11 protein-coding genes are annotated in these 12,716 nt (G+C 63.5%); 5 read left to right on the forward strand and 6 right to left on the reverse strand.

Annotation, left to right across the window (positions count from 1 at the left end):
- The first annotated feature begins 39 nt into the window (after window positions 1-39).
- Complete coding sequence (gene mdeB, locus ACR9ZC_RS08120) at window positions 40-2,760, forward strand: alpha-ketoglutarate dehydrogenase (protein WP_481579924.1); 2,721 nt, start codon at window positions 40-42, stop codon at window positions 2,758-2,760.
- A 72-nt stretch (window positions 2,761-2,832) separates the two neighbouring features.
- On the opposite strand, the gene ACR9ZC_RS08125 is transcribed toward mdeB, so the two are convergent.
- A complete protein-coding gene (locus ACR9ZC_RS08125) occupies window positions 2,833-3,333 on the reverse strand; it encodes an Lrp/AsnC family transcriptional regulator (RefSeq protein ID WP_331566750.1) in 501 nt (166 codons plus the stop codon).
- Between the two features lie 189 nt (window positions 3,334-3,522).
- On the opposite strand from ACR9ZC_RS08125, the gene ACR9ZC_RS08130 reads away from it, so the two are divergent.
- Together ACR9ZC_RS08130 and ACR9ZC_RS08135 are read left to right on the forward strand one after the other, a co-directional pair.
- Window positions 3,523-4,539, forward strand: coding sequence for a 1-aminocyclopropane-1-carboxylate deaminase (locus ACR9ZC_RS08130; protein ID WP_481579925.1), 1,017 nt, complete (start codon window positions 3,523-3,525; stop codon window positions 4,537-4,539).
- 115 nt (window positions 4,540-4,654) lie between these two features.
- Window positions 4,655-5,473, forward strand: a complete 819-nt coding sequence (locus ACR9ZC_RS08135; RefSeq protein WP_481579926.1) for a class I SAM-dependent methyltransferase — start codon at window positions 4,655-4,657, stop codon at window positions 5,471-5,473.
- A 19-nt stretch (window positions 5,474-5,492) separates the two neighbouring features.
- Here ACR9ZC_RS08135 and ACR9ZC_RS08140 read toward each other — a convergent pair whose 3' ends face one another.
- The 5 genes from ACR9ZC_RS08140 to ACR9ZC_RS08160 form a co-directional block, all read right to left on the reverse strand.
- Window positions 5,493-6,350, reverse strand: coding sequence for an AraC family transcriptional regulator (locus tag ACR9ZC_RS08140; protein WP_481579927.1), 858 nt, complete (start codon window positions 6,348-6,350; stop codon window positions 5,493-5,495).
- Between the two features lie 28 nt (window positions 6,351-6,378).
- Window positions 6,379-7,092 (reverse strand): alanyl-tRNA editing protein, encoded by a 714-nt coding sequence (locus ACR9ZC_RS08145; protein WP_481579928.1) that lies wholly within the window; start codon window positions 7,090-7,092, stop codon window positions 6,379-6,381.
- A gap of 171 nt (window positions 7,093-7,263) precedes the next feature.
- Complete coding sequence (locus ACR9ZC_RS08150; RefSeq protein WP_481579929.1) at window positions 7,264-7,710, reverse strand: SRPBCC family protein; 447 nt, start codon at window positions 7,708-7,710, stop codon at window positions 7,264-7,266.
- A gap of 100 nt (window positions 7,711-7,810) precedes the next feature.
- Complete coding sequence (locus ACR9ZC_RS08155) at window positions 7,811-9,103, reverse strand: Nramp family divalent metal transporter (RefSeq protein WP_481579930.1); 1,293 nt, start codon at window positions 9,101-9,103, stop codon at window positions 7,811-7,813.
- A 180-nt stretch (window positions 9,104-9,283) separates the two neighbouring features.
- The gene (locus ACR9ZC_RS08160) at window positions 9,284-10,177 is read right to left on the reverse strand and encodes a helix-turn-helix domain-containing protein (protein WP_481582622.1); all 894 of its coding nucleotides are present in this window, start codon (window positions 10,175-10,177) and stop codon (window positions 9,284-9,286) included.
- 282 nt (window positions 10,178-10,459) lie between these two features.
- Here ACR9ZC_RS08160 and ACR9ZC_RS08165 point away from each other — a divergent pair, with 282 nt between their 5' ends.
- Window positions 10,460-11,371, forward strand: a complete 912-nt coding sequence (locus ACR9ZC_RS08165; protein WP_440559422.1) for a DMT family transporter — start codon at window positions 10,460-10,462, stop codon at window positions 11,369-11,371.
- Window positions 11,372-11,512: 141 nt separating this feature from the next.
- Window positions 11,513-12,706 (forward strand): CaiB/BaiF CoA transferase family protein, encoded by a 1,194-nt coding sequence (locus ACR9ZC_RS08170; RefSeq protein ID WP_481579931.1) that lies wholly within the window; start codon window positions 11,513-11,515, stop codon window positions 12,704-12,706.
- Window positions 12,707-12,716: the final 10 nt, after the last annotated feature.

Below are 12,716 nucleotides of genomic sequence, written 5' to 3' on the forward strand. Positions count from 1 at the left end.
CGCGCCTCCCCTAGCCGGCGCGCCGGAGGCAGACCTGCTATGACGGACTTATCGAGCGGTATCGAGGAAACGAAACGAGCCAGCGCTGTGCCGCTGGACGACGATCCCCAGGAAACGGCCGAATGGCTCGAAGCACTCGACGCCATCGTCGCTCACGTGGGCAAGGACCGCGCGCAATTCCTGCTCGACCGTCTGACCGACCACGCATATACGCAGGGCCTCGCACGGGCACCGTCACGCGTCACGCCCTACGTGAATACGATCCCGGTTGCCGAACAGCCTCCTTACCCGGGCGATCTCGAGATCGAAGCCCGGCTCTCGGCCGCGCTGCGCTGGAACGCACTGGCGATGGTCGTGCGCGCGAATCGCGCCTATGGCGAACTGGGCGGACATATCGCCAGCTATGCGTCGGCGTCGGATCTGTTCGAAGTCGGTTTCAATCACTTCTTTCGCGCGGCGCAGCCCGAAGGCGGGGAGGGCTCGGGCGGAGACCTCGTCTACTTTCAGCCGCATTCGTCACCGGGTGTCTATGCACGCGCCTATCTCGAGGGCTTCCTGAGCGAGGACCACCTGCGGCATTACCGCCGGGAAATCGCGGGCCCTGGGCTTTGTTCGTATCCGCATCCGTGGCTGATGCCCGAGTTCTGGCAGTTTCCGACGGGCTCGATGGGCATCGGCCCGATCAACTCGATCTATCAGGCGCGCTTCATGCGCTACCTGCACAACCGCGGGCTCGCGCGCACGGAAGGCCGAACGGTGTGGGGCTTCTTCGGCGATGGCGAGATGGACGAGCCCGAGTCGATCGGTGCGCTTTCACTGGCCGCGCGCGAAGGGCTCGACAACCTCGTGTTCGTCATCAACTGCAACCTTCAACGGCTCGACGGCCCAGTGCGCGGCAACGGCCGCATCATCGACGAGCTCGAGGCGCTCTTTGCCGGCGCGGGCTGGAACGTCATCAAAGTGCTGTGGGGCTCGGATTGGGACCCGCTCTTCGCGCGCGACCATGCCGGCGCGCTGGCCCGAGCGTTCGCCGAGACCGTCGACGGGCAGTTCCAGACGTTCTCCGCCAACGACGGCGCGTACAACCGCGCGCGTTTTTTCAGTCGTAACCCGGCGCTTACCGCGCTCGCTGCCGAGCTCTCCGATGCCGAGATCGACCGCCTGCGGCGCGGCGGTCACGACGCGCGCAAGCTGCACGCGGCCTATGCGCGCGCCCTTGCGCACCGGGGCCAGCCGACCGTGATTCTCGCCAAGACGATGAAAGGCTTCGGAATGGGCACGGCGGGGCAGGGCCGCATGACGACGCATCAACAAAAAAAGCTCGACGTCGACGATCTGAAGACGTTTCGCGATCGCTTTGAACTGCCGCTGTCGGACGAGGACGTCGAGCGGCTGACCTTTTACAAGCCAGCGGAAGACAGCCCGGAAATGCAATACCTGCATGCGCGCCGGGCTGCCCTTGGAGGCTTTCTGCCCAGAAGGCGGAAAGTGGCATCGAAGGGGCTGACCGTCCCTTCGATGCCGACCTGGGGAGCATTCGCGCTCGAGGCGGCCGGCCGCGAGATGTCGACGACGATGGCGCTCGTGCGCATGCTGACCGCGTTGCTCAAGGAGGGCGAAATCGGTTCGCGCGTGGTGCCGATCGTCGCTGATGAAGCGCGTACGTTCGGCATGGCCAACATGTTCCGGCAGGTTGGGATCTACTCGCCGCTCGGGCAGCGTTACGAGCCGGAGGATCTCGGCTCGATGCTGTACTACCGCGAAGACACGCGCGGGCAGATTCTCGAGGAAGGGATTTCCGAAGCGGGCGCCATCTCGTCGTGGATCGCCGCCGCGACGGCCTACAGCGTGCATGACCTGCCGATGCTGCCGTTTTACATCTACTACTCGATGTTCGGTTTTCAGCGCATCGGCGACCTGATATGGGCAGCGGCCGATCAGCGCGCCCGAGGCTTTCTCATCGGCGCGACATCGGGCCGTACGACGCTGGGTGGCGAAGGCTTGCAGCATCAGGACGGCACGAGTCACCTCGCGGCATCGACGATTCCGAACTGCCGTGCCTACGATCCGGCCTTCGCTTATGAAGTGGCAACGATCGTCGATGCGGGGATGCGCGAGATGGTCGAGCAACAGCGCGACGTGTTCTATTACGTGACGGTGACGAACGAGAACTACGCGCAACCGTCGTTGCCGGAGGGCGATCCGCAGGCACTGCGCGACGGCATCCTCCGAGGCCTCTATCCGCTCTCGCCCGTGTTGCAGCAAACGGCACGCGTGCAACTGCTCGGCTCGGGGGCAATCCTCTCCGAAGTCATCGCGGCGCAACGCATGTTGAAAGAAGAGTGGGAAATCGATGCGGGCGTCTGGAGCGTGACGAGCTTCGTCGAGTTGCAGCGCGATGGAATCGCGGCCGAGCGGCGCGCAAGGCTTGGCGATGCTCCCGCCGTGCCATACGTGAGCTCGGCGCTCGAGGGATCGCGCGGGCCGGTGATTGCCGCGACCGATTATGTTCGCGCGGTACCCGAATCGATCCGCGCGTACGTGCCGCGCCGATATGTCACGCTGGGCACCGATGGCTTTGGCCGCAGCGATACACGGCAAGAGCTTCGGGCGTTTTTCGAAGTCGACCGAGCCAGCATCGTGGTGGCCGCATTGAAGGCCTTGGCGGACGAGGGCGAGCTCGATCCCAGCGTGGTCCATACCGCGCGCGAGCGTTATGGGAAAGTGTCTGCGGCGAACCTCGCACCGTGGCAACGCTGAGTGCCTGAGCGACCCCCGGCCGCCGCGTAGCCGCTAACACGGCTCGTTGAAATCGATGGTCCGACGCGTGCGTCACAGCGGCAACGCATGCGTCGACAGAATCTCCTTCAGCACCATGAAGCTGCGTACCTGCCGCACGCCGGGGAGATAGAGCAATTGCTCGGCGTGCAACCGGTTGAAGCTCTCGTTGTCGCGCGTGCGTACGAGCATGAAGTAATCGAATTCGCCCGTCACGACGTGGCATTCCACGCACCCCGATACCTTCTGCGCCGCTTTCTCGAACGCGGTGAACGCTTCGGGCGTCGAGCGATCCAGCACGAAGCCGATGACGACGAGCATCCCCATGCCCAGCGCTTTCGGATCGAGCAGTGCCACGATCCCGCGTATCAGGCCCATTTCCTTCAAACGTTCGACGCGCCGCAGGCACGCGGGTGCGCTCAGTTTGACTTTCGCCGCGAGGCTCACGTTCGAGATGGACGCGTCTTGCTGAAGCTGCTTGAGGATGGCGCGATCGATCCGATCCAATGCGGGCTGAGCGTCCAACGCGGGACTGGATTCCGGGCTTAATTTCATTTCGTCAGATTGCGTTTTTGCGAAGTTAAAGTTCGCACAGAGGGGGCAGAGGCCTCCTAACGTAGGTCATCGCCATTTATTTCGCAAGCTCATTTCGCGGCCATCCCCCTATCATTTTCCCTATGCGATGCGCCGCCAGGCGGTCACCTTCCGACGAATACCTTGTCGCACCCTTTCCGGAGACATTCGATGAATCTCAAACGCTTCCCTCGTTACCCGCTGACATTCGGGCCGACGCCGATTCAACCGCTCGAGCGCTTGAGCGAACATCTGGGCGGCAAGGTGCAGCTGTATGCCAAGCGGGAAGACTGCAACAGCGGCCTGGCGTTCGGCGGCAACAAGACGCGCAAGCTCGAGTACCTGATCCCCGACGCGCTCGAACAAGGTTGCGACACGCTCGTATCGATCGGCGGTATTCAGTCGAACCAGACACGTCAGGTGGCTGCGGTTGCCGCGCATCTGGGTATGAAGTGCGTCCTCGTGCAGGAAAACTGGGTGAACTATTCCGACGCCGTTTATGACCGCGTAGGCAACATCCAGATGTCGCGCATCATGGGCGCGGACGTGCGGCTCGCCCCGGACGGCTTCGACATCGGTATCCGTCCGAGTTGGGAGGAGGCGCTCGAGAGCGTGAGCAAGGCCGGCGGCAAGCCGTATCCGATTCCGGCCGGTTGCTCCGAACATCCGTTCGGCGGGCTCGGGTTCGTCGGCTTTGCCGAGGAAGTGCGGCAGCAGGAAGCGGAGCTGGGCTTCAAGTTCGACTACATCGTCGTCTGCTCGGTGACGGGTAGCACCCAAGCGGGGATGGTCGTGGGTTTTGCTGCGGACGGCCGTGCGGATCGCGTCATCGGTATCGACGCCTCGGCCACCCCCGAAAAGACCCATGCGCAAATCACGCGCATCGCGCGCCATACGGCCGAACTCGTCGATCTCGGACGCGACATCACGGAGAAGGACGTGATTCTCGACACGCGTTATGGCGGCCCGGAATACGGTTTGCCGAACGAGGGCACGCTCGAGGCGATCCGTCTGTGCGCGCGGTTCGAAGGCGTGCTGACGGACCCGGTCTATGAAGGCAAGTCGATGCACGGCATGATCGATAAAGTGCGTCGCGGCGAATTCGAGCCTGGCTCGAAGGTGCTTTATGCGCATCTGGGCGGCGTGCCGGCGCTGAGCGCATACAGCTTTATCTTCCGCGACGGCTGAAGCGAAGCGCGAGGCAATTGGGTAATCGCGCTTCACTATCTATATAGATTCAGGCGCTTTATCGAACAGCATTGCGAGCGTACGGTACACCTCACCATCCAACGAGGAGCTCGCAATGACTGACGTACTCAATGATGTGCGCGACCACTATCGCGCGACGGGTCTGAGGGCGCGGCTGACGGCCACGCTCATGGCACTCGGGCCCGACGATGAGCTGCTCGCGCCCCAGCGGCTCGCTTCGCTCGATCAATTCCATACGCGGGGTCTTGCCGCGACCGCCGAACTTGGCGAGTTGACCGATATTCGCGCCGACATGCGGGTTCTCGATATCGGTTCGGGCATCGGCGGCCCCGCACGCTTTCTGGCTGCAACGCATGGCTGCAGAGTGGTCGGTATCGACCTCAGCGAGCCGTTCGTCGATGCCGCACGCTACTTGACCGAGCGCACGGGACAAACCGCGCGGGTATCGTTCGAAACGGGTAGCGCGCTCGATCTGCCGTTCGATCGAGGCCAATTCGATGTCGCGCTGCTGCAGCATGTGGCGATGAACATCGCGGATCGGCCGCGGCTCTACGACAATATCCGGCGCGTGCTGAAACTGGGCGGCAAGTTTGCAACCTACGATGTCGTGCTGAAAAACGGCGATCCGCATTACCCGGTTCCATGGGCGAGAACGTCGGCCACCAGCTTTCTGATGACGGCGGATGCCACGCGCGAAGCCATCGAATCTGCGGGCTTTCGCACGCTCATGTCGCGGGACGATAGCGATGCCGCCAAGGCCTGGATCACGCAATTGCGCGCGTCGGGCGCACCGCCTTCGCCCAATCTCGGCGTGGTGATGGGGCCGGACTTTCTGGAGTTCACCACCAATCTGGGAAAGAACCTGATGCAGGATCGGCTTGGTGTGATGACCGCCGTATTCGAAGCCGTTTGAAAACGTATCTGAATCACGCTCAAAGCGCCGGTCTCAGTGCCGCATAGGCGCCCGGCGTGATCCCGTAAGCCTTCTTGAATACGCGATTGAGGTGGCTCTGATCGTAAAACCCCGCGCTCACGGCCGCGTCGGCCGCGCTGCGGCCGGCCGCGAGCCATTGCTTTGCCGCGATCAGCCGCAGTTGATTGACATAAGCGTGAGGCGGCAATCCATACTCTTTGCAAAACGCGCGCATCAGGTGATAGCGGCTCAGGCCGACGAGCCGGGCCAACTCGTCGATCGGAATATCGCGCTGGAATTGCGCGGCGAGGTAGTCCTTCACCTTCGCCATTCTGTGACCCTCGCGTCCGCCGTGGCTTTCGCTCGGCTTGGGTTGACCGTATCGTCCGAACAGCATGCCCATCGCGGCCCACCAATGCGCCTGCCGTTCCATCAATGGCGTGCCGGCGTTCTCGTCGAGACTGGTGTGCGCTTTCAGGAGCAGCGAGCAGAGCTGCTCGTCGCGATAGAGGCCGGGCGGAATATGCAGTAAGCGGTCGTCGCGCGACTCCTCGTTGAAAACCGCGCTGAGTGCGGCGAGCCCTTGCATGTCGAGATAAATCGCGCGGTAGTGCCAGGCCTTTTCGTCCCAGACTTCGCCGCAATGATATTCACCGGGCGCGAAGACCCAGACCGTCCCTGGGCCGGACACGTCGCTGCCGGCGCGCGTGATGCACTGGCCGCCGCCGAATTCGGTCATGACGATGACGAGTTCGTCGTGCACGTGCCGGTCGAATTCATGCGCGCCATAACGCGCCGTCGCCAACGCTGCGCCTTCGAGTGCGCCGTCCCGCCGGTACGTCAGCTCTTCGCGCGCTGCGCGATTTCCAGTTGCCATCGTCGTTGCTCCGCCGAAGGACCCGCGCTTACGTGAGCTCGATCCGCACGCGCCTGTTTCGCCGCCCTTTGTTCTCGATCTTGGTGAGGCGAATCGGGCGCGATTGTGCGGTATTGGACAGATGCGTGCCGCCGCACGCTTGCCGATCGAGCTCGCCGATTTCGACGATGCGAATCATGCCGTCGTCCGTAGGCGGCGGGGCGACAGACAGGCTACGGATGAGGCCCGGTGTGGCCTGCGCTTCGCGTGTCGGCACGTATCGCGTTCGAACATCGAGCCCCTGGCGAATGATTTCGTTGATCGGGTGCTCGAGCGCTCGAAGCAGATCGTTATCGGCCTCGGGCAGATCGAAGTCCATCCGCGCCACGCCATCGGCATTGATCTGCGCGCCCGTGACGAGCGCACCGGCAAACTCCTGGTAGACGAGTGCATTGAGGATATGCGTCGCGGTGTGCAATTGCGCGAGGGTCGAACGCCGCTGCGCATCGATCGATACATGAACGTTACCCGCGAGCTCGAGCGGCGCATCGAGAATGTGCCAATAGCGGCCGCGTTCGAGCGACACGCTCGTTACGCGCACCGTGCCGTGCTGATGGACGAGCGTTGCGGCATCCGAGACCTGCCCGCCACCGCCCGGATGCAGCGCGGATTGCGCGAGCACGACAGCACCCGGGCGCGCGTCGACGATGACGGTATCGAACTCGAGCAGACCGGGCTGCTCGTAGCAAAGATAATGGGGCATGACGGTGACCTGTCTGTCGATATCGAAGATTGACGATCGAGTCAGTATAGTCGGCGGCACCGTGGTCCCGTCTTGTTCAAAAGTGCTGTCCCGGCCGCTGGCGTGGAGGGTCGAGCGGGGCGCCGAACGGGTGCCGGATAGCTGGCGGACAAGGCCCCGAATCTTCGAGCGCTACTGTCGGATTTCCGGCTCGACGAGCAACGTCAACAGCGAGAGCGACTCCTGCCAACCGAGATAGCAGCCTTCGTTGGGAACGACCGAAGGGATGCCTTCCTGAACGACGGTCAATTCGGTCCCGCAGCTCACCTGCCGCAGCGACACTGTCGTCTGCATCGTGCCGGGCAAATTGGGGTCGTCGAATTTGGCGGTATAGCGAATGAGCTCGTTCGGCACGAGTTCCAGATATTCCCCGCCGAATGAATGGCCGCCGCCCGTCGTGAAGTTCGTGAACGACATCCGATAGCTGCCACCCACCTTGGCATCCATCTCATGGACGCTACAAGTGAATCCGTGCGGGGGCAGCCACTTGCTCATGGCGGCTGCGTCGAGGAACGCGCGGTAGACGCGCTCGGGCGTGGCGCGCAGAACACGGTGAAGGCGAACGGTATGGGTCGACATGGCAATCTCCGGTAGAAAGGGGACGGCGTCCCCGATCCTACACGACGAACGACGGCGGCCGGAATCGACACCGCTCGACTTTCAATCGCTTTAAACCGCTTTAAATTGCTTTCAAGCCGGTTTGGAGCACGAGCCCCACGTTCAGTGCGACGATGGCGGCCGTTGCGACGATTGCCCCCGCGCTCACGAGCCGGCTGTTGACGAAACGTCCCATGATGTCGCGGCGGCTCGTGAAAACGACGAGCGCGATCATCGGCACGGGCAGCGCGAAGCTCAGCGCCATCTGACTATAGACGAGCGCGTCGGTCGCATTGACGCCGAGCGCCACGACGACGAAAGCCGGCGCCATCGTCGCGAGCCGCCGCACGCCGACGGGTATCCGAAACCCGACGAAGCCTTGCATGACCATCTGCCCGGCCATCGTGCCGACCACGGAGCTCGATACGCCCGAGGCGATCAACGCAATCAGAAAGACGGCCGCGGCGCCCGCGCCGAACAGCGGCGCGAGGCTGCGATAGGCGGCCCCGATCTCGACGATATCGGTGTGCCCGTTGTGAAATGCGGCCGCGGCCATGACGATCATCGCCATGTTGACGAGGCCTGCGATCGAGAGCGCGATCACCACCTCGCGATTCGAGAACCGCACAAGCCTGCTGCGTTGCGCATCGTTATGTGCCGGCGCGCGTTGTTGCGTGAGCCCCGAATGCAGATAAATGGCATGCGGCATGATCGTGGCGCCCAGCATTGCGACAGCCACGCCTACTGCGCCGTTGCCGCTCAACGTCGGGACGAGCGCGCCGCGGGCGGCGTCGGTCCATGCCACATCGACGATGGACAGTTCGACGATATAAGCGAGCGCCACGGCGGCGACGAGCCCGCCGATGATGAGCTCGAGCGGGCGGAAGCCTCGTTTTTCAGCGCCGAGAATCGCATAGGTGACGATGCCCGTGATGACCATTCCGGCCATGAGCGGCAAGTGAAACAGCAGCGAAATACCGATGGCGCCGCCGAGAAATTCGGCGAGATCGGTTGCCATCGCAGCGATTTCGCTGACAGCCCACATCGCATAGACCACCGGTTTGGAAAAGTGCTCGCGGCTCATTTCGGCGAGGTTGCGGCCGGTGACGATGCCGAGCTTCGCCGAGAGCGCCTGGAACAGCATCGCGACGAGGTTGGCGATCACAACGACCCACAGCAGCGCGTAGCCGTAGCGCGAGCCCGCTTCGATATTCGCCGCGAAGTTGCCCGGATCGATGTAGGCGATCGAAGCGACGACGGCCGGGCCGGCAAAGAGCAGCGCCGAGCGCGGGCTCGACATGCGGCCCGCGAGGGCGGCGCTCATCGCTCGAGTCGTGCGCTGGGTCATGCCGAGCTGCATTTGCGCGGTTGTCATCGTTCACCTCATGCTTTTGCTGCCGACGTATGCAGGCTCCTGCCTGCCCATACGAAGCATGGTGACGGGTACCGCCAGAAAAGAACAATTGAACGTTCCGATTGCATCGATTGGGCATGGCCGAAACCGCGCAGGGGCCTGTAAGACCTGAGCGCTATCGATGCGATAGGCCTATGGCGATCAATCGATGTCGAGGTTCACCATCGCACGATCGGCGTTCAACGCGCGCCGGTAGGCGAGCGGCGCGGCGCCCACTGCCGCACGAAAGCGATGGCCGAAATGGCTCGCATCGGCATAGCCGCAGTCGGCGGCGATCCGATCGACGGGGAGCGTCGTCGTGCGCAAGAGCGTGCGCGCGCGATTGAGGCGCTGCAAAGCGATCCAGGAGGAAGGCGGCATCCCGAACGAGGCCCGGAACATGCGTGAGAAATGAAATTCGGAGAGGCACGCCAATTCAGCGAGTTCGCCGAGCGTAGGCGTGCGAGAAAGATTCGCGTCGATGTAATCGACGAGGCGCCGCCGCATGGCCGGCGCGAGCCCACCCTTGATCGTGGCGTCGTCGCGGCGTACCGCCTGTGCGCGCAGCAGGAGGCTCAGGATCTCGTGCGCCGTTTCGTTCGCGCGCAGCCGGTCGTCCGGGCCGTCCCACGGTGCGGCCGCAAGTCCGCGGCAGAGCGCGGCGATGCGGGCATCTTCGAAATAGGTCCGGTCCGCGAGCGTCAGCTCGCGCGGCTCGCGATCGAGTTCCTGAACGGCACGGCGCGTGAAATGCTCCGGCAGGAAGTAGAGATGCACGAAATGCATCTGGCCGCGGACCCACCAGCGCGATTCGTGGTCGCCCGGCAGCGCGCACAGTCGTTGCGGCGCGCCGTACTGCCCCGGCAACTTTTGGCGCTCGGTGCGGTAGCCGCCGTCGAGGTAGCACGACAGCGTGTGATGGCCGGGCTTGTCGTACGTCGTTTCCTCCTCGACCGTGACGCGCCGCCAGACGGCGGCCGCAAGCCGGTCGCCGAGCCACGCGAAGCGCTCCAGCGTCGCATCGGCTTCGGCGAGCGTGCGGCCGACCGAATGCATGCCGAACGGCGTTTCGTCGGCGGCTGGCGCAGTCAGGAACGGGCTGGCGTCCACGATGAAGATCGAAAAGTGCGCAAAAAAGGGGTATCGAGCGGAACAACGAGTATAGACGGGCCGCGCCGCACGCGTCGCCCGCCGTCTCGAAAAAACCGCAAGCCTGGACAACGCGCGTCGAAACCGACGCGCGATAGTGGGTGCCGTATGCGCGTGTCGCGCTCCCCGCTGAGCCGGGGCTGGAGCCGGCCTTTGGCTGTTCGCTATTTCCTCGATCGATGGTAGACCATGAATCTGTCGCTTTATTTCATTACGGTATTGATTTGGGGCACGACCTGGATTGCCATCAAGTGGCAGGTCGGCGTCGTGGCGCCGCCGGTGTCGATCGCCTTTCGTTTCTGGCTCGCCGCGTTGGTCATGTTCGTGCTGATGCGGCTTTTGCGCCGGTCCGTGAAGGCGCCGCGCGAGGCCTGGCCGTTGCTCGCCGGTCAGGGTGTGGCGCTTTTCTGTGTCAACTTTCTGTGCTTTTACTACGCTGAGCAGATCGTGCCGAGCGGCCTCGTCGCGGTCGTGTTTTCGACGGCGCCGCTCTTGAATGCGATCAACGGCCGAATTTTCATGGGGCGGCCGTTGCAGCCAAGCGCCATCGTCGGCGCCGTGTTGGGACTCGTGGGCATCCTCTGTCTCTTTGCGCCGCAGATGGCGGGTCACACCGGCGATCGGGCGATGTGGCTGGGACTTGCGATTACGCTCGCCGGCACGATGTCGTTCTCGGCCGGCAATCTGTTTTCGAGCCGCATGCAGGCGATGGGCCTCCACCCGACGGTCACCAACAGCTGGGCGATGCTGATCGGCGCGGCGCTGTTGACGCTCGGCAGTCTTGCCGCCGGGTTCTCCTTCCAGCCCGAGATGACCGCGCGGTATTTCGGCTCGCTCGCTTATCTCGCGGTGCCCGGATCGGTGATCGGGTTCACGACCTACCTGACGTTGGTCGGCCGCATCGGCCCCGACCGGGCCGCCTACTGCACGGTGCTGTTCCCGTTCGTCGCGCTGGCCGTATCGACGGTGTTCGAGGGGTACCGATGGTCGGCTCCCGCCGTCGTCGGCCTGCTGCTCGTGGTGGTGGGCAATCTCGTTGCGTTCAACATCGCGCGGCATCTGCCGTTTAGGCGAGGACGGGGCCGTTCCGTACGCGTATGAGCGGGCGGCCCAGGGCCTAGCAGTTTCGCTAGCCTGGCCCACAGGCCGCCAGCAGTAGACTGGATCAGCAGATGTCGCGCCGAGCCGATGGATCGTTTCAAAGGGGTAACGACATCGATTTCCCTTTCGAGGAAACTGATCATGCAATCGGAAACGACGCCCATCGAACAAAAAGGCCTGTTGTCCGGTATTACCGTTGTCGATATGACGCGCGTGCTGTCCGGTCCCTACGCCACGATGATTCTTCGGCAACTCGGCGCCCGCGTGATCAAGATCGAACGCCCGGGCGCCGGAGACGACTCTCGCGCTTTCGGTCCTTTTCTGAACGGGAAATCGACGTATTTCACGGCTTTGAACTGCGGCAAAGAGAGTATCGCGCTCGACATCAAGCGCTCGGGCGATCGCGATATCCTGCACGCTCTGCTTGGGCAGGCCGATGTGTTGGTCGAGAATTTCCGTCCGGGCGTGATGCGTCGCTTTGGCCTGGACCATGAGACGCTGCACGAACGCTACCCCTGGTTGATCTACGGCAGCGTGTCCGGCTTCGGCCAGACCGGCCCGTATCAGGACAGGCCGGCCTACGACATCGTCGTTCAAGCGATGAGCGGTTTGATGAGCGTGACCGGGCAACCGGGCGGTGCGCCGACGCGTGTTGGGGTATCCGTCGGCGACATTACCGCGGGTCTCTATCTGGCGATCGGCATCAACGCGGCGCTTTATGAACGAGAGCGCACGGGCGTTGGCCGCTATCTCGATGTGGCGATGCTGGACTGCCAGGTTGCGATTCTCGAAGACGCGCTCACCGGTTATGCCGCCACGGGCGAGGTACCGCGGGCGCAGGGCGCGCGTCATCCGTCCGTTGCGCCGTTCAGCGCATTTCACGCGGCCGATACGTATTTCGTGATCGGCGCCGCGAACGACGGTCTGTTCGACAAGCTGTGCAATGCATTGGGACGGCCGGACCTGCGCGATGACAGCCGGTACCGCACGAATGCGCTGCGGCGCGAAAACATCGATGCACTGACCGAGCAATTGGAACTCACGTTGGCCGGCCGCAGCGCGCGCGAGTGGATCGCGTTGTTGCAAGAGGCGGGCGTGCCCTGCGGTCCCATCAATTCGGTCGCCGACATCGTCGACGACGAGCAACTGAACGAAAGGAACATGGTCGTCGAAGTCAAGGACGCCCAGGCGGGCGTATTCCACGTAGCGGGCAACCCCATCAAGGTCTCGGGCATCGGGGACTCACGCGCGTATCGGGCCGCGCCGGAGCTCGATGCCGACCGGGCGCGGATCGTTGCGGAATTCGTCGACGATGCCGTCGCGCCGATGAAATGAGCCCAAAGGT

This window comes from Trinickia sp. HAY1-2D (assembly GCF_056754935.1).